20 protein-coding genes are annotated in these 18691 nt (G+C 37.3%); 19 read left to right on the forward strand and 1 reads right to left on the reverse strand.

The window, feature by feature from the left end:
- Positions 1-9 precede the first annotated feature (9 nt).
- Both IEV35_RS02985 and IEV35_RS02990 read left to right on the forward strand, forming a co-directional pair.
- On the forward strand, positions 10-951 hold the full coding sequence (locus tag IEV35_RS02985) for an ABC transporter permease (RefSeq protein ID WP_188383205.1): 942 nt from the start codon (positions 10-12) through the stop codon (positions 949-951).
- A 10-nt stretch (positions 952-961) separates the two neighbouring features.
- On the forward strand, positions 962-1783 hold the full coding sequence (locus IEV35_RS02990; protein WP_188383206.1) for an ABC transporter permease: 822 nt from the start codon (positions 962-964) through the stop codon (positions 1781-1783).
- 58 nt (positions 1784-1841) lie between these two features.
- Here IEV35_RS02990 and IEV35_RS02995 read toward each other — a convergent pair whose 3' ends face one another.
- Positions 1842-1985 carry a hypothetical protein gene (locus IEV35_RS02995; protein WP_229740619.1) on the reverse strand — a complete coding sequence of 48 codons (144 nt, stop codon included), beginning with the start codon at positions 1983-1985 and terminating at the stop codon, positions 1842-1844.
- 265 nt (positions 1986-2250) lie between these two features.
- Between IEV35_RS02995 and IEV35_RS03000 the strand changes: the two genes are divergently transcribed.
- From IEV35_RS03000 to IEV35_RS03080, 17 genes are all read left to right on the forward strand, one after another.
- Positions 2251-2832, forward strand: a complete 582-nt coding sequence (locus IEV35_RS03000) for an REP-associated tyrosine transposase (RefSeq protein ID WP_229740620.1) — start codon at positions 2251-2253, stop codon at positions 2830-2832.
- 252 nt (positions 2833-3084) lie between these two features.
- Entirely contained in the window at positions 3085-4035 is a 951-nt protein-coding gene (locus IEV35_RS03005; RefSeq protein WP_188383208.1) for an LCP family glycopolymer transferase, read from the forward strand.
- A 184-nt stretch (positions 4036-4219) separates the two neighbouring features.
- Positions 4220-4963 (forward strand): YveK family protein, encoded by a 744-nt coding sequence (locus tag IEV35_RS03010; protein ID WP_188383209.1) that lies wholly within the window; start codon positions 4220-4222, stop codon positions 4961-4963.
- A gap of 2 nt (positions 4964-4965) precedes the next feature.
- On the forward strand, positions 4966-5664 hold the full coding sequence (locus tag IEV35_RS03015; RefSeq protein WP_188383210.1) for a CpsD/CapB family tyrosine-protein kinase: 699 nt from the start codon (positions 4966-4968) through the stop codon (positions 5662-5664).
- Positions 5665-5848: 184 nt separating this feature from the next.
- Positions 5849-6625 carry a tyrosine-protein phosphatase gene (locus IEV35_RS03020; protein ID WP_188383211.1) on the forward strand — a complete coding sequence of 259 codons (777 nt, stop codon included), beginning with the start codon at positions 5849-5851 and terminating at the stop codon, positions 6623-6625.
- 243 nt (positions 6626-6868) lie between these two features.
- Entirely contained in the window at positions 6869-7636 is a 768-nt protein-coding gene (locus tag IEV35_RS03025; protein WP_188383264.1) for a tyrosine-protein phosphatase, read from the forward strand.
- 329 nt (positions 7637-7965) lie between these two features.
- Positions 7966-8628 (forward strand): response regulator, encoded by a 663-nt coding sequence (locus IEV35_RS03030; protein ID WP_188383212.1) that lies wholly within the window; start codon positions 7966-7968, stop codon positions 8626-8628.
- Positions 8629-8774: 146 nt separating this feature from the next.
- Positions 8775-9392, forward strand: coding sequence for a helix-turn-helix transcriptional regulator (locus IEV35_RS03035; RefSeq protein WP_188383213.1), 618 nt, complete (start codon positions 8775-8777; stop codon positions 9390-9392).
- A gap of 6 nt (positions 9393-9398) precedes the next feature.
- A complete protein-coding gene (locus IEV35_RS03040; protein ID WP_188383214.1) occupies positions 9399-11222 on the forward strand; it encodes a polysaccharide biosynthesis protein in 1824 nt (607 codons plus the stop codon).
- Between the two features lie 20 nt (positions 11223-11242).
- Positions 11243-12124: a UTP--glucose-1-phosphate uridylyltransferase GalU gene (galU, locus tag IEV35_RS03045; protein ID WP_188383215.1), complete on the forward strand. Its 882-nt coding sequence runs from the start codon at positions 11243-11245 to the stop codon at positions 12122-12124.
- 160 nt (positions 12125-12284) lie between these two features.
- Positions 12285-13415, forward strand: a complete 1131-nt coding sequence (locus IEV35_RS03050; protein WP_188383216.1) for a DegT/DnrJ/EryC1/StrS family aminotransferase — start codon at positions 12285-12287, stop codon at positions 13413-13415.
- A 2-nt stretch (positions 13416-13417) separates the two neighbouring features.
- Positions 13418-14062: a sugar transferase gene (locus tag IEV35_RS03055; RefSeq protein ID WP_188383217.1), complete on the forward strand. Its 645-nt coding sequence runs from the start codon at positions 13418-13420 to the stop codon at positions 14060-14062.
- The gene (locus tag IEV35_RS03060; protein ID WP_188383218.1) at positions 14059-14679 is read left to right on the forward strand and encodes an acetyltransferase; all 621 of its coding nucleotides are present in this window, start codon (positions 14059-14061) and stop codon (positions 14677-14679) included. The genes IEV35_RS03055 and IEV35_RS03060 overlap by 4 nt, the downstream gene beginning before the upstream one ends.
- Before the next feature lie 24 nt (positions 14680-14703).
- Positions 14704-15813 carry a glycosyltransferase family 4 protein gene (locus IEV35_RS03065; RefSeq protein ID WP_188383219.1) on the forward strand — a complete coding sequence of 370 codons (1110 nt, stop codon included), beginning with the start codon at positions 14704-14706 and terminating at the stop codon, positions 15811-15813.
- Between the two features lie 85 nt (positions 15814-15898).
- Positions 15899-17041 (forward strand): glycosyltransferase family 4 protein, encoded by a 1143-nt coding sequence (locus IEV35_RS03070; protein ID WP_188383220.1) that lies wholly within the window; start codon positions 15899-15901, stop codon positions 17039-17041.
- Between the two features lie 140 nt (positions 17042-17181).
- Positions 17182-17589, forward strand: a complete 408-nt coding sequence (locus tag IEV35_RS03075) for an acyltransferase (RefSeq protein ID WP_188383221.1) — start codon at positions 17182-17184, stop codon at positions 17587-17589.
- A 1-nt stretch (position 17590) separates the two neighbouring features.
- The gene (locus tag IEV35_RS03080; protein WP_188383222.1) at positions 17591-18661 is read left to right on the forward strand and encodes a glycosyltransferase family 4 protein; all 1071 of its coding nucleotides are present in this window, start codon (positions 17591-17593) and stop codon (positions 18659-18661) included.
- Positions 18662-18691: the final 30 nt, after the last annotated feature.

Genomic DNA, 18691 nt, shown 5'->3' on the forward strand with positions numbered 1-18691 from the left:
CTTGTCGTCATGGCATATTTTATTCGCAGGTTTATATTGCTGTTGGTCACCTTAGTACTGGTGTCGCTCATTACGTTCGCAGTTTTCCAAGTGATTCCAGGTGATCCAATTCGGATTATGCTTGGACCAGAGGCAGACGAGGCGCGAGTTCAAGCATTGGAAAAAGAACTCGGGCTCGACCGACCATTACATGAGCAATATTTCAGTTGGGTGCAAGGCGTCGTGACAGGTGACATGGGACAATCGATTCGCTTCTCCCGGCCGGTAGCAGAATTAATTACCGACCGGCTCCCTGTCACCTTAAGTCTTGCGGTGCTTTCCGTCATCATTGTCGTACTCATCGCGATTCCACTCGGGATTTTCGTCGCGAGAAGGCAAAATAGTTTTAGTGACTTAATGTTTTCATCCTTAACCCAAGTGGGCATGGCAATTCCATCCTTCTGGCTTGGAATGCTACTTATGCTTTATCTCGGCATGACGTTTTCGTTTTTCTCGGTGACAGGATATGTCCCATGGTCGGAAAGTATCACCGGTGCACTCGGCTCATTAATCTTGCCAGCACTCACGATTGCAATTCCACAAATCGCTGTGTCGTTCCGGTATATCCGCAACACGATTTTGGAGCAGTTGCAACTTGATTACGTGCGGACTCTCCGGAGTAAAGGGATTCTCGAGCGAGCGGTGATGTACAAACATGTGCTGAGAAACGCAATGATTCCGATTCTTACTGTGTTCGGTCTTATCTTTGCCGAGGTTGTTGCAGGAACAATTATTGTCGAACAAGTTTTTGGCCTGCCAGGGTTCGGAAGCTTGCTCGTTACTTCGATTAGTTACCGGGATTTCCCGCTCGTGCAAGGGATTATTATGTACATAACGATTGTGGTTGTCCTTATTAATTTTATTATCGACATGCTTTATGCGGTGCTCGATCCTCGCATTCGGTTAGGTTAGGGGAAGGCGTATGAGAGTTCGAAACTATGGAAAAAATATTAACCTTTTGCTTGGCAGTCTCATCCTATTGGCGTTTCTCGTCATCATGGTGGTGAGCTTCTTCTATACCCCATATGACGTGAATGAAATGGAAGTAGCCAACAAACTACAACCCCCAAGTTCTGCGCATTGGTTCGGGACTGATGAATTTGGCCGTGATATTTTCAGTCGCATCATGGTCGGAACGCAAACCGCCTTCTTCGTTGGAGTCGTATCCGTCAGCATCGGAATGACATTCGGCATAATTATCGGCGGAGTTGCTGGTTACTTCGGAGGCTGGATTGATGAAATTATAATGCGAGTGATTGATGCACTCATGGCATTTCCAGGAATTATATTGGCATTGATGCTTGTCGCAGTGTTTGGAACAGGTATGCTGAACACCTCCATTGCACTAGGGTTAATGGCGATACCGGGAATTGCGCGTATTGCCAGGAGTGGATTCTTGCAAAGTAAGGACCTAGAGTATGTGCAAGCTGCAAGGCTGACGGGATTGTCCTCGTGGAAGATAATGTTCAAACATATATTGCCAAATGTGGCATCGCCATTAATAGTTGCCGCATCAATTGCCTTTGCGGTTGCAATGCTTGCGGAAGCGGGGCTTAGCTATCTTGGTTTGGGTGTGCAACCACCTGATCCGAGTTGGGGAAGGATGCTGAAGGATTCGCAGTCATATATGGTGAGTGCGCCGTGGTATACGTATGCGCCAGGGGTAGTTATTACATTGTTGGTACTTGGGTTTTATATGTTGAGTAATGCGGTGCGGGATTTACAGGATCCGCGGATGCGGTGAGGAATAGTGGGGGACAGTCCCTCTGTGAAGCAATTCACAGAGGGACTGTCCCCCAAACTCACTTATCCTCACACATTTTCTTTATATCTTCTAAGACTGTCTGACCATCAATTAATTCTTTCCCGTTTTTTATTTGGGCTTCACCTTCAGCTAGTTTTTGGTATAACTCTAACTTCCCTAAATTATTCTCATAAGACTCCATGTTCATAATAACTTAATCCCCCCTACTATTACTTAATTATGACATAATTATAGCGTTTTAGTGTTCTGTTTGCGAAGGGGGACTGTCCCCACACACACTTATAAAACACTATTACCACCATCATCTCCCCCACCAAAACCACCAAATCCTGCATCCACATTCGCACTTTCCCATCTCATCAACACCCCAAAACAAAATTTCCCCAACTTGCAATAAACCTCAAACCATCATAAACTAGCCGCAAAAACATTAGGAGGTCTTAACTGTGGCAAGAAAACATCGCAACTGGATACCAGGCGCAACTTATCATATTACTGCGAGAGGAAATCGGAAAGATACATTATTCTACGAGAATAAAGATTATGAAACATACCTCGAATTACTCACGGACATAAAGGAGAGGGAGCAATTTCATCTCCATGCGTACTGCCTCATGCCAAACCACATTCATCTGTTACTAGAACCAATAAAGACAACCCCAACGAAAATTATCAAGTTCATCCACACAAATTATGCCATTACCTTTAATCGCAAATATGATCTATCTGGTCATGTCTTTCAAGGGAGGTTTCATGCGAAGCATGTACTAGATGATGAATACTTCTTGAAAGCCAGTCAATATATTCACTTAAACCCATTGGAAGCCAATATAGTAAAAAGCCCAGAAGCATATAAATGGAGTAGCTACCCAGCCTACTTAGGACAAACACAAATCCCATTCCTTACAGTTGAAAAGACATTAAGTTACTTTAAAGACCAAGCAGAGCTTATAAAATATACAGTAGAGAAACAAGACCCAAAAAAGGTGTTGAGTAAAAGAGGGACAGTCCCCACTTTAACACTTTAGCGTAGTGGGGGACAGTCCCCCACTAAACACCCCCACACTAGCAATCCCTCCCAACAACCGCTACAATAAAAGTCATAACCCGACAAAAAAATTCACAAAAAGTCACTTTCAATATGACTGAGAAACTAGTATGATTATGTGGTTAGGAATTATAGGTCTTATCGACTAGGCCAGACTATAATGACATAAACTATAGACAACAACTAGAAAAGAAACCTATGCTTCATATTATAAATAGGGTGGGGAAGTTGAATGACTACAGAAAAGCGTTCTAGAAGACAGGACAAACCGAAGAAAAACAGAAAAGGCTTAAAGATTACGCTAATCGTAATCGGAATCATCATCATTGGGGTAGGGGCTTACGGATTATCGATTTATAACAACTTAAAAGAAACAGTAAATGTGAAAATGCATAAACCAGTTGAGGCGATTGATGTCGATATTAGTAAAGGAAAAATTGGCAGTAATGAGCCACTCAACATTCTGTTAATGGGAATTGATAAACGGGAATATGACAGTGGTCGATCGGATACGTTAATCGTGCTGTCGGTCAATCCGAAAAATGACACGATGCAAATGATCAGTATTCCACGTGATACGTATGTGGAAATCGTTGGTCGTGGCCATCACGATAAGGTCAACCATGCCTATGCATTTGGTGGCGCAGATATGGCGATTAATACAGTGGAAAACTTCCTAGACATCGAGCTTGATTACTATGTGTCCATGAATATGGAAGGATTAGCTGACATGGTTGATGCGATCGGTGGAATTACCGTACAGAATAAGCTGGATTGGGAAGCTTCTGGTTTTCACTATGCTCCAGGTGACTTACAGTTAGATGGGGAGCATACGATGGGTTACGTGCGCATGCGTAAACAAGACCCAAGAGGTGACTTCGGTCGTACCGAAAGACAGCGCCAAGTGATTCAAGCCATTATTAAAAAAGGTGCAAGCCTCGCATCTGTGAATAAAATTGGTGACATGGTCGATGTATTAGGAAACAATATGGAAACAAATATGGACTTTGATGTGATGAAAGACCTAGTCCTCAACTATAAAAATGTAACGAAAAACTCCGTCAGCTATATGATGGAGGGACAAGGAACATCGATTGGTGGCATCTACTACTACGTTGTACCAGAAGAAGAAATCGCCAAAGTTCATGACATGATCGAAAAAGGGGGACAGTCCCCACTTTAACGCTTTTAGCGTAGTGGGGGACTGTCCCCTTTCACTCCATTTTCTACAAAACTTTACAAAATTCGTGTTTATGAAACTATATTTATGATATAATGTCGTTTGTATGTAAATAACTTGACAGGACCATTTTACTTATAACAACAGAAGATATAGAAACTATATACAACTTATTGGAGGTAACCAAATGGAGGAAACGATCTCCCTAAAAGAGATATTCGAAGTCATTAAAAAACGGATGAAACTAATCATCTCGTTAGTCGTTATTGCTGCAATTATTAGTGCTATTATCAGTTTTTTCGTCTTAACACCCAACTACCAATCAGGTACACAGTTTATCGTTAACCAACAAAATACGGATCCAAATGCACAGTACAGTGTGAACGATGTCCGTTTAAACGTGGAACTTATTAATACGTATAGCGAAATTATCCGCAGTCCAAGAATTCTTGATGCGGTCATCAAAGAATTAAACCTTGATTTAACCGTTGGCGCATTAAAAGAAAAAATTAATGTAGCTAGCCCAGATTCTTCTCAAGTCGTTAACGTAACCGTAACAGACCCAGACCCAGAATTAGCAACTAAGATTGCAAACACCACGGTAGCAGTATTCCAAAAAGAAGTTCCAGTCTTAATGAACGTCGATAATGTACAAGTATTATCACCAGCCGTAACACCAGCGAACCCATCTCCAGTAAGTCCGAACAAACAACTAAACATTGCAATTGCGATTGTACTTGGTGCAATGGTCGGTGTTGGACTAGCATTTTTACTAGAATACTTGGATAATACATTGAAATCAGAAGAAGATATCTTGAAACGCTTAAACGTTCCAGTCCTTGGTACTATCAGCCATATGGACGAGTCCGATGTAATTAGACAAGGACAAGCGAACCAAGCAGTAGCAACTAGAAGGCAAAAGGGGGTATAAGGATGGCACGACGCAAAAGACAACAAGCAACCGTATCAAAAATGCGACACCTGATAACAAAACTAAATCCAAAGTCGCCAATCTCTGAGCAGTACCGTACATTACGTACGAACATGCAATTCGCATCCGTCGATGATAATGTGCAAACATTACTCGTGACATCATCTGGCCCATCCGAAGGAAAAACATCTACTATCTCGAATCTTGCCGTTGTTTATGCACAACAAGGGAAAAAAGTTCTCTTAGTTGATGGAGATTTAAGAAAACCAACCCTTCATTACACATTCCGTTTTGATAATTTAAAAGGTCTGAGTAATATTCTTGTTGGTGATACATCGATTCCCGATGCGATTAACAATACCGATGTTGAAGGATTAGATGTAATCGGTAGTGGACCAATTCCACCGAATCCGTCTGAATTACTTGGTTCGAAAAAGATGGAAAAATTCATCGAAGACGTCAAACAGTTCTATGATATAGTGTTATTCGATGCACCACCAGTACTTGCGGTAACAGATGCACAAATCCTAGCGAATCAATGTGATGCATCATTCCTAGTCGTTCGTAGTAAAGCAACAGAATACGAAGCAGCACAAAAAGCAATTGAATTATTAAAACCAGCCCGCGCAAGATTCTTAGGCGCAGTACTCAATGACCGAGATAAAAAAGCAGCTAACTATTATTATTACTATGGATCATAAAGAAGAGAGCATTCCTCAGGAGTGCTCTCTTTTTTATGTGTAAATGTGTAAAAGGGGCAGTCCCCCCACCACGCTAAAGCGTGAAAGTGGGGACTGTCCCCATAAAATTGTAAAATTGTCACACAAATTCTAAATTATCTGTTATAATGAGTTAAAAGTCCTAGTGGAAAAGGGGGAGGAAGTCTTGATTGACGTTCATTGCCACATTCTACCGAACATAGATGATGGGCCTTCTACATTAACAGAATCGATTCAGATGGCACGACAAGCAGCAAGACTGGGGATTAAACGAATCGTTGCTACACCCCATCAGCGTCATGGGAACTATATCAATGATACAAGCACTATTACTAAAGCTGTTACACAATTAAATGAAGAACTTCAAAATGAAAATATTCCTGTGCGTATATTACCAGGGCAGGAAGTTACGATATATGCAGACTTAATTGATGATATAAAAAGTGGGAGAATCTTACCGTTAAATGAGCAGACGAAATATGTGATGATTGAACTGCCTCAAGACGAAGTCCAAATTATTAATATCGACCATATCATTTATCAGATCCAAATGGCTGGGTATATTCCAATCATTACGAGCCCGGAAACCCATCCAATGATGGAAGATAATCCGAACCTCCTCTATCGTATGGTGAAAAATGGTGCGCTAGCCCAAGTTGCTGCACCAAGTATCGTTGGTGCCAATGGGAAAAAGGTTCAAAAGTTAGCTCAGAAATTAATCAATGCCAATCTTATTCATTGCATCGGTTCCAATGCACATAATAGTACGAAGCGAGGCTCTCTACTCAAAGAAGCAATCGAGCAATTGAAAAAGATTGATACGCCAAAAGCATTTCAACTCATACATAATAATGAAGTACTCGTTCATGGGGATGATATTACGAAAAATGAACCATATCGGATTACGACCAAAAGATGGTTGTTCAGCAAACAACCAAAATGATTAGCGTATAACGAAGGAAATCAATCACGCGCTTTTACATGGTGTATTTGATTTCTTTTTATTATTTGAAATCTATCATTTGTTACTAAAAAAAGGTATAAATCTATGATTGCTATTCATAAATCGTTCTGCTATTCTAAGGAAATATTTTTTCGAAATAAATTTCTAGTAATCTTATATTCTACGTGACAAGATGTTATAATAAAGTCATTATTTGTTGAAAACTAGGACGTGAACAAGAAAATGATCGATATCCATAGTCATATTTTACCAGGTATCGATGATGGGGCGAAGTTTATTACGGATAGTATCGAGATGGCAAAAGCTGCGACAAAGCAGGGAATTCATACGATGATTGCCACACCCCACCATCGCAATGGACAATATATTAATGAAAAAGAAACAATCGAAGAACATGTAAAAACATTAAATGACATCCTTGAGGAAGCGAATATCCCACTCACTGTCCTTGTCGGGCAGGAAACGAGACTTCATGGGGATATGATTTATGAATTACAATCAGGGATTATTGCCACACTAAATAACACCAATTATGTATTTGTCGAATTTCCATCTGGGAATGTGCCACGGTTTGCGGAGCAGATGTTGTTTGATATCCAAGTGAATGGATATACACCAATTATTGTGCATCCGGAACGTAACCGACAAATTGCAGAAAATCCACAAATTTTATTCGACTTCGTGCAGCGCGGTGTGTTAACGCAAATAACGGCTGCGAGCCTTGCTGGGAAGTTCGGGAAAAACATTCAAAAATTATCCAATACGTTAATCGACCATAGTTTAACTCATTTTATTGCATCTGATGCACATAATACGACGACAAGAGGTTTTGTGATGCAGGAGGCGTATAAGGTGTTGAAGAATGTGCATGGTTCGGAGCATTTTTATATGTTTATGGAGAATGCGCAGTTGCTTGTTGATGGTCAGCATGTGCATCGGAATGAGCCGGTGCCTATTACGAAGAAGAAGAAGTTATTTGGTTTATTTTAAAATATTTTGAGGTTGGAAATTGCTTACTAAATGGTTTAGGGTTAATACTTTTGTTAGTGCGTCTAACCCGCTCCGGGAATATACTGCGCTTTCCGCGGGCGGCTGGTGAGCCTCCTCGTGCTTCGCACTGTGGGGTCTCACCTATGCCTTTCCTCCCGCAGGAGTCTCCGTATATTCCCGGAGCTGATGTGGTCAATGTAACCAAACCTCAAAAAATATTAATTAACTATTCTTAATTCCTGGGTCAAATTAACCATATTTACTATCTTGGGATAATTACCTATTTAACCAATAATCATTAACTACTCTAAAAAGGAGTTTTTATTATTATGATTACTGTGATTGTTGTTGATCCGACTCGGCTTTTTCGGGAAGTGGTTCGTTCTTATTTGGAGCGGGAAGCGGATGTGGATGTTGTTGGAACGGCGGATCATGCGGAAGAGGCGATTGCACTTATTGAAGAGAAACAGGCAAATGTTGTGCTTATAGAAGCGGATATGCCGAAATTTGGTGCGATTAAAGCTGCAAGAATAATAAAAAAGGTAAGTCCCTCGACTAGTGTCATATACCTTACCGAAAATAAAGATTTGGAAACAATCTACCGTGCACTAGCAAATGGGGCAGATGGCTACTTGCTAAAAGACATGTACCCGGACATGCTTATCCAATCGATTCGGAATGCGGCACGTGGCGAGCATGTGCTGTCTGGTGAAGTGGCTAAAATTATCGTTGATCAAGTGCGGAAGGATCATCTAAAAGTCGGGGATATTCTTGCACGACGATTAGAAATGAAGGGAATTTCATTACGACATCGGGAAAAAGATGTAGTTGGATTGCTGTATAAAAACTACACAAACCAACAAATTTCGAAAGAACTTCATCTAAGTGAAGGAACGATTAAAAATTATATAAGCGAAATATATGTGAAATTAGGCATCAATCAACGGGATAAAGTAATTCATTATTTACACAACTTGCTACAACGGAACTGATTCGACATCTTCCTACAATATCATGACTTTTTTCTTATAAAGTCACTTTATATATGACTAGTTATTTAGTAGTATTAATGTGGTTAAGAAACATAGGACTTTCAGTTAAGAAATATAGGACTTTCGGTTAAGAAAGCAGGATGAAGATGAGAATTTGTTTACTACAAGATAGCAAGTTTTTTTTATTAGTGAGAGAATTTTTTTCACGAATGGATGGCTTTCACATCGTAACTAGTTTACCTGCTGATTTCGTACTAATTGACGATGAAAACATAACAATGGATGAAGTCATACATATCATCCATTCGGTTGAACATGAAAAAACAGTCCTATTCACGGACAAGCAGAATGAACATCCTGTGACAGACTTACTTGATACAGGAGTGGCCAGTATATTGTATAAGGAAGATATTCAAACAGACTCATTACCAAACATCCTAGAACGAATTAACAACAACGAATTCTTTCTTCCGCCAGCAATGACAAAGAGTTTTTTAAACCGAACGATTAAAATGATGCGTGTCGCTCATGATCGATTTATCCAACGGGTACAAGAAAGAGATTTGAATTTTACGATGAGACAGGCTGAAGTTGCGTCACTCATGAAGATAAATTACCCGAATAAGGAGATTGCTAGAATAGTAGGGATTTCCGAGGGTAGTGTGAAGGTGCATGTGAGTGATGTGTATAAGAAGCTTGGCACGAATGACCGTACTGAGGCAATGAAGAAATTATTAGAAATAAATATATACGAGAAAGAGTGATGGGGATTGTCATATCGTAGACGGTTATTATTACTTATTTTATTAGATTCTATTATTGTTGCATTTGCTATTTTCCTAGCAGCTTGGATTGCGTATCCAAACTCGGAAGCAGAAGGTATGCATGTATTAATCCTTACATCGGTGTCCTTACTTGTATTTCATCATATTTTTGCATTTATTTATAAGTTGTACAACAAAGTATGGTCTTATGCGAGTGTTGGGGAATTACTGGCAATTATTAAAGCAGTGACATTTTCTATTATTGCAGCCGGTATCGTTCAATTTATTGTCAATGACTTTACGTTATTCCGCCGTGCGTTAATCGTTACATGGTTATTACACATTGTCTTAATTGGAGGTTCTCGTTTCATGTGGCGTATTGTTCGTGACCACTACATTGTGAATGATGAAGGGAAAAAACGTACGCTAATTGTTGGTGCTGGTTCTGCTGGTTCAATGATTGCTCGTCAGTTCCATTACAACCATGATGAAAGTGAACTGCTTCCAGTTGCCTTTGTTGATGATGATCCAAGTAAGCAAAAGATGGAAGTGTACGGAATTCCGGTACTTGGTAAAATTGATGACATTGCAAGGATTGTAGAAAATCACAATATCGAACATGTTGTAATTGCAATTCCTTCCTTAAAGAATGGGGAACTACAGCGTATCGTTGATTTATGTAACCAAACAAAAGCCAAAGTACAAATGATCCCGAAATTAGAGGATTTAATGAGTGGGAAAATTACAGTTAGCAATTTACGAAATGTAGATGTTGAAGATGTACTTGGAAGAAAACCAGTAGAACTGGATATTAACAAAATTGCCGAATATGTAACTGGCAATACGGTTATGGTTACTGGTGCTGGTGGTTCGATTGGTTCGGAGATTTGTCGTCAGTTAATGAAATTCTCACCAGGAAAAATCTTACTAGTAGGCCATGGAGAATACAGCATTTATAACATTGATATGGAATTACGTGAAAAATATGGTCATACTGACATTGAGATTTTACCAGTGATTGCAGATGTACAAGATAGACAGCGCATTTTTGATTTAGTTGAAGAACATCGTCCATATATTATGTACCATGCGGCAGCACATAAGCATGTGCCACTTATGGAATATAATCCACATGAAGCTGTGAAGAATAATGTGCTTGGAACAAGAAATGTAGCAGAAGCAGCTGATACGTTTGGTGTGAATACGTTTGTGCTTGTATCTACGGATAAAGCAGTTAACCCAACGAATGTGATGGGTGCAACGAAGCGTGTGGCCGAAATGATTGTTCAGTCTTTAGCACAGAAAAGTGAAACGAAATTTGTAGCGGTTCGATTCGGAAATGTGCTTGGTAGTCGTGGTAGTGTTATTCCACTATTTAAGAAGCAGATTGAAAGAGGCGGCCCTGTGACGGTAACGCATCCTGAAATGACTCGTTATTTTATGACGATTCCAGAAGCTTCTCGACTTGTGATTCAAGCTGGTACACTAGCGCGCGGTGGAGAGATATTTGTGCTTGATATGGGTGAGCCGGTTAAGATAGTTGATTTAGCTCGTAACCTTATTAAACTATCAGGTTATACCGAAGAAGAGATTCCAATTGAGTTTTCTGGGATTCGACCAGGGGAGAAAATGTATGAAGAGCTTCTTAATGAAAATGAGATACATCCTGAGGCGGTTTATGAGAAGATTTATATTGGGAAAACGGTTGATGTGGATCGATTTGCGGTAGAGAAGTTTATTAATAGTTTTAAAGAGCTTGATGCAGTTGAGTTGAAGAATGAAATTATGGAGATTGTGTTTGAAGAGAGAAGAATGGCTGTTTCAAATTAATAGTATATGGGGGAAAAAATATGAGAACTGTAAAAAAAGCAATTATACCTGCGGCTGGTCTAGGTACTAGATTCTTACCAGTAACTAAGGCAATGCCAAAGGAAATGCTTCCTATCGTTGATAAACCAACGATTCAATATATTATCGAAGAAGCTCTTGAGTCTGGTATTGAGGACATTATTATTGTAACTGGTAAAGGTAAGCGTGCGATTGAAGATCACTTTGATCATAACTTTGAGTTAGAAGATAACCTAGTTAATAAAGAAAAATTCGATTTACTTGAGAAAGTAAAAGCTTCAACAAATGTGGATATTCATTATATTCGTCAAAAAGAACCAAAAGGCTTAGGGCATGCTGTTTGGGTAGCACGTAAGTTCATTGGGAATGAACCTTTTGCAGTCATGCTCGGTGATGATATTGTACAAGCTGAAACACCTGGTTTGAGACAGTTAATTCAACAATTTGAGGAAATCCAAAGTTCGGTAGTAGGTGTGCAACAAGTTCCTGATAATGAAACAAGTCGTTACGGGATTGTAGACCCAAGTACGATTGAAGGACGACGATATCAAGTAAATAACTTTGTAGAGAAGCCTGCACCAGGTACTGCACCTTCTAATCTAGCTATTATGGGTCGTTATGTATTTACTCCTGAAATTTTTGAATTTCTTGATAAACAGCAAGTTGGTGCCGGTGGAGAGATACAGTTAACTGATGCGATTCAAATGTTGAATGAGGTTCAGAAGGTTTATGCTTATGATTTTGAAGGTAAACGATTTGATGTTGGAGAAAAACTTGGATTTTTGACTACTAATATTGAGTTTGGTTTGAAGAATGAAGAGATTCGTGATGAGCTGTTTGCATATATGGTTGAGAAAGTTAACAAGGTTGCCTTAAATAAATAGAAGAAATCAAGTAGGTAATATTAACTTGATAAAAGTGCCTTCTTAAAATCTATAAGAAGGCACTCCATTTGATTTAGTGGATTAGTAGTTGGTTGAAATGCTTCAATTAAGTCCTAGCTTACTAAAAACATTTATCAATACGAAAGGGAGTTTACTAATAATGGCAGGAAGTCTTACAGCAACTAAAGAAAGAATATATCTTTCATCTCCACATATGAGTGAGGAAGGCTATGAACAGCTATATGTACAAGAAGCGTTTGATACGAATTGGATTGCACCACTAGGGGCAAATGTAGATGGGTTTGAAAGGGAGCTAGCAGAAAAGGTTGGATCTAAAGCAGCTGCAGCACTTTCTTCTGGTACAGCTGCAATTCATATGGCTCTTAGAGCGGCTGGTGTTGGGAAAGATGATATTGTTTTTTGTCCAACACTTACTTTTTCTGCAACAGCAAATCCAATTATCTATCAAAATGCAATTCCTGTTTTTATTGATAGTGATTATGAGACTTGGAATATGAGTCCAAAAGCTTTAGAGGATGCTTTTCAGAAATATCCTGAAGTGAAAGCAGTAATTGTTGTTCATTTATATGGTCTTTCTGCTGATATGGATAAGATTATGGATATTTGTAGAAAACATGATGTTGTTATAATAGAGGATGCGGCTGAATCACTAGGTACTTATTATAAAGGAAAACATACAGGGACTATAGGTGATTATGGGATATTTTCTTTTAATGGGAACAAGATAATTACTACTTCCGGTGGAGGAATGTTAGTATCTGATAACGAGGAAAGAATTGTAAAGGTAAGATTTTGGGCAACTCAATCTAGAGATCAGGCAAGACATTATCAACATAGTGAATTAGGGTTTAACTATCGGATGAGTAATGTAGTTGCTGGGATTGGTAGAGGACAACTGAAGGTATTGGATCAAAGAGTGGAGAAAAAGAGATACATTTTTGAGTTTTATAGAAGGGAACTTGGTTTACTTGACGGAGTTGAATTTATGCCTAGTAATGAGTGGGATAAGCCGAATTATTGGTTGAGTTCTATGTTATTAACTGGGAAAGTAAAACCTATTGATGTTATGGAAGCTTTGGAGAAGGAGAATATTGAATCTAGGCCTGTATGGAAGCCGATGCATATGCAACCTTTCTTTAAAGAATATGATTTTATTGGTGAAGGTGTGTCAGAGAAGTTGTTTCAAAATGGAATATGTTTGCCTAGTGATACAAAGATGACAGATGAAGATCTGGAAAGAGTTTGTAGCACAATTAAGGAGCTATGGTAGAGATGAAACACAATAAAGGTAGTATTTATAGGAGTACTTTTAAAAGACCAATGGATTTTATACTATCCTTGCTTGCTATAATTATTTTGAGTCCAATGCTTATTACTGTTTCATTACTAGTCAGAGTTAAACTAGGAAGTCCGATTTTGTTTAAGCAAGAAAGACCAGGATTAAATGAAAAAATATTTACGATGTACAAATTTAGAACTATGACAGATGAAAGAGATAGTAACGGAGAACTTCTACCAGATGAAGTTAGATTAACTAGATTCGGGAAGTTTTTGCGATCTACTTCTTTAGATGAATTGCCAGAGTTATTCAATATTTTAAAAGGTGATATGTCTATTATTGGACCTAGGCCATTATTAGTACAGTATTTACCGTTATATAACGATTATCAAAAACGACGTCATGAGGTTAGGCCAGGGCTATCTGGTTTAGCTCAGGTTAGTGGAAGAAATGCAATTAGTTGGGAAGAGAAATTTAGTCTTGATGTTGCATATGTGGATAATGTGGGATTCTTTGAGGACTTTAAAATAATCTTACTAACAATAAAAAAGGTGTTCGCTAGAGAAGGCATAAATTCAGCAACTGCTGCTACTATTGAACCTTTTGAAGGAAACAAAAAGGAAAGTATGGAAATATGAAAAAAAAACTGCTAATTATTGGTGCTAGTGGTCATGGCAAAGTAGTTGCCGATATCGCATTACAAATGAATAAATGGGAGAACGTATCATTTTTAGATGATAATACCAGCTTAAAAGAAACAATGGGACTTGAAGTAATTGGAACTATAAAAGATTTAACTGATTTTATTGATGAATATGAGGTTGTAGTAGGTATCGGCTCAAATATTATTAGAAAAAATATTTATGAACTAGTCGAAAAAATGGGTGCCACAATACCTACTATAATTCACCCAAGCGCAGTGATTGGAAAACATGTTCATATCGGGCCAGGTACAGTTATTATGGCAGGAACTATCATAAACTGTTGTACTAGAATCGGAATGGGCTGCATTATTAATACCGGAGCCACTATTGATCATGATAATCTCATTGAAGATTTTGTACACATATCTCCTGGTGTGCATATTGCAGGGACTGTTAAGATTGGATATTGCTCTTGGTTAGGTATTGGAAGTGTGGTTAGCAATAATATAGAAATCACCAGTGAATGTCAAGTGGGTGCTGGTTCAGTTATAATAAGGAATTTAACTGAATCTGGTGTTTACTTTGGTATCCCTGCAAAGAAAAGAGATTAATTTATAGGATGTGGATATTTTCATATGAAAATTTTTATTTTAGGAAGTTATGGACCTTCATTAGTTAACTTTAGGGGAGATATGATTAAGGCTATGGTCGACAGTGGTCATGAAGTAGTAGCCTGTGCACCGGATGATGAAGGTAACATAAAAGAAAAATTAATTAATCTCGGTGCGAGATATGTATCTATAAAAATGAATAGAACAGGTATGAACCCTTTGAAAGACTTGATGTTAACATTGGAGATAATAAGGAAAGTAAAAGAAGAAAGTCCTGATGTCTTCTTGTCCTATACAATCAAACCTAATATATATGGATCTATAGCGGCTTATTTTGCTGGAGTGAAAAATATTTATGGACTTATGACCGGTGCAGGTTCTGTTATTCGTGGTAATACATTAAAATTAAAATTTATACAAAGGATAATAGTACCTTTGTATAAATTTTCATTTAAGAAATGTAAAGTTATTTTTTTCTTAAACAGTGATGATTTAGAATTATTTAAAAAGAAAAAGATAGTTGATAAGCAAAAAATAACTGTAATTGGAAGTTCGGGGATAAACATTAATTTGTTCAACAAGAGACCTTTAAGGAATCTTGATTCCTTTTTATTTATTGCGAGACTAATAAAAGATAAAGGTATCTATGATTTCCTAAATGCAGCTAAGATTGCAAAAGAAAAGAGACCCAACATGCAATTTAAAATATTAGGACCTTTTGATACGAATCCTACGGCAATTAAACCTGAAGAGCTAAAAAAATGGACTGATTCAGGAGTAGTAGAATATCTAGGTAAAACTGAAGATGTACGACCTTATATTGAAGAAAGTTTCGTGGTGACTCTTCCTTCATATCATGAAGGACAAGGTAGAGTCTTGGTTGAGGCCATGGCTATGGGGCGTGCTGTAATAGCAACTGATGTTTCTGGGTGTAGACAAACTGTTGCGAATGGACAAACAGGTTTTCTAGTACCATTAAGAAATCCATTAAAGTTAGCTGAAAAAATGATAGAGATGTATGATAATCCTGAAATGACTTTTGAAATGGCAGAAGAAGGTCATAAAAGGGCTATTGAAAAGTACGATGTTAATAAGATAAATAATATACTCTTGGAACAGATGGAATTAAAATAGGATTACCTAAAAGCAAATACAAAAAGAAAACATAGGTATCATTATTTTTAAATGGTATGTTGGGTGTGAAAAAGGAGAAAAATTTATGAAGGCATTATTTGTTCATGATCATATATTCCCAAAGAATAATACTGATTATTATGAATCATACGGATTTGAGAAAGAGTTTTTTGATAGATATTTAAATATATTTGGAGAGTTATCTATAATAGGTCGAGAAAAAGATCATATTTTTGTTAATAAGAATCGATTTAACAAAGTAGATTCTAATATTGACTTCTTAACATTCAAAAACCTAAAGGAACTAAAAAATAAGGAAAATAGAAAAAAAATTGATGATCAAATACACCGAAGTGACTATGTTATAATACGTCTTCCTAGTATATTAGGAACTTATGCAGTCCAGAGTGCAAAAAGACAAAAAAAACCATACATTATAGAAGTTGTAGGGTGCCCATGGGATGCAATAGTAAACAAAGGATTAAAATATGTCCTTCCAGCTTTGGCTATTACCCTATTAACAAAGAGGGCAGTAAGTGGCTCTATGCATACTATTTATGTAACAGAAGAATTTCTTGAAAGAAGATATCCCACTTCTGGTAAATATATAGCTTGTTCAAATGTCACATTGAACTCTGTAAATGAACAAGATATTAGGAATCGTTTAGAAAAAATAGATATGATGAGTAGGGATAAAAAAGTAATATTTGGAACTTGTGCTACAATTGATGTTATTTATAAAGGACAACAAGATGTGATAGCGGCATTGGCCAAGTTAGTAAAGGAAGGACATGATATAGAGTATCAATTAGTTGGTGGAGGCGATTCATCATATCTGAAATTAATAGCTGAAAAGTATGGTGTATTAGATAGAGTTAAATTTATCGGTACATTGAAACACGAAGATGTATTTAAGTGGTTAGATAATGTTGATGTATACATTCATCCTAGTAAGCAGGAAGGATTATCTAGAGCAATTATTGAAGCAATGAGTAAAGGATGTCCAATAATTGGTGCTGATGCTGGTGGAATACATGAACAAATTGATGCAAAATATATATTTAAAAAGGGAAATGTTAGTCAAATCTGTGAAAAATATAAAGAAATGACCAGAGAAGTGATGAAAGAACAAGCAATTAAAAATCATAATGAGTCGAAGAAGTATCTAAAGTCAATTTTATACAAACGCAGAGAAAACTTTTTTAAAGAGTTTATTAATGCAAACTAGAAGGGAAAGTGTTAAATATCATGAGGAATGTGAGAACTATTATTAATTTTATTATTCGTGATATTCCAATCCACTTAATTAACTTGTTTACTGCCCTTCTGCCTAATCACTTAGTTACCAATAGAATAAGAGGAATCTTAATGAAACCTTTTTTGGGGAAATGTGGAAAAAGACTTCAAATTGGAAAAGGTGTAGTTATTAATAATCCCGGAAGACTAATTATTGGGGATAATTGTTACATCTCTCATTATTGTTATGTACAGGCAAAAGGTGAAGTTATCTTAGAAGATAATGTAATTATTGGGCCAATGTCAGTAATAGCAAGTAGTAATCATGTTATTGAAGATGGAATAGTTACAAACAAAGGATATAGTGACTCAATTAAAATTGGCAAAGGTACTTGGTGTGGAGGTCATGTTGTAATAACTTCTGGTGTTAATATTGGTGATAGTGTAATAGTAGCAGCTGGAGCGGTAGTAACTAAAAGTGTTCAAGCCAATACCAAAGTTGCAGGAGTTCCTGCAAAAGCTATTGGTATAGGAGGGTAATATGCGAGAAAAGATTGTTATTGTTACCAATTCTCTTTCTTTAGGTGGTGCTGAGAGAATTTCGTTGATGTTGGCTGAATGGATGAAAGTAAAGAATATTGATATAACACTTGTAACTTTAAAAAAGGATAGAGAAAAAGGATATGATGCAAATATAGATATAAAAAGAGTTGCTATAAATAAAGAAACTGAGAGCATATCATTAATAGGCACTATAAGAAAACTAAGAGAATTTCTTAAGAGTTATAAACCATCACATATATTAGTTATGGGTGTACCGTTAGGGATCTATGTCGTACCAGCAGCTTTAGGTTTAAGGGTATCTGTTATTATATCTGAAAGAAATGATCCGTTAAATTTTGCGGGGAAAAGACTCACCAAATTCATCTCAAGAAAGTTAATGTATCTTGCTGACGGCTTTGTATTTCAAACAAAAGAGGCATTGAGTTTCTACCCGAAAGTAATTCAAAACAAGGCTAAGGTTATACCTAATCCATTAAATCTTGAGAATCTACCTGAACCTTATGAAGGTAAGAGACAAAAAAAAATAGTTAGTGTTGGGAGATTGGTGCCCCAAAAAAATCATAAATTGTTAATCCAGGCATTTAATAAGGTAGTGAGCGATTACCCCAATTATACTCTAAATATTTATGGAAATGGTAGCGAGCGGGAAAAACTCGAACAATTTATAGATGAATTAAATCTCTCTGACAAGGTGTTTTTGCCAGGAGCGAAAAGAGATGTTTTTCAATTTATAAAAGATGCATCTGTATTTGTACTTTCATCTGATTTTGAAGGAATGCCGAATGCATTAATTGAAGCAATGGCATTAGGTCTTCCAGTAGTATCCACTGACTGCTCAGGGGGGGGAGCAAAATCTCTAATAAAAGATCAGTATAATGGTTTACTAGTTCCTGTAGGAGATTTAGATGAAATGGTAAAAGCAATTATTCTCTTAATTAAAGATGATAATCTATCTGAAAAGGTAAGTATAAATGCTAAGGATATTAGAAAAAAATTAGAAATAAATGAGGTAGGCAATAAATGGTTAGATTTTATACGAGGAGTATAGTTAGAAAAAATATTTTTTGCAAGGTTGATA

The organism is Ornithinibacillus halotolerans (assembly GCF_014637405.1).
Taxonomy (GTDB): Bacteria; Bacillota; Bacilli; order Bacillales; family Amphibacillaceae; genus Ornithinibacillus; species Ornithinibacillus halotolerans.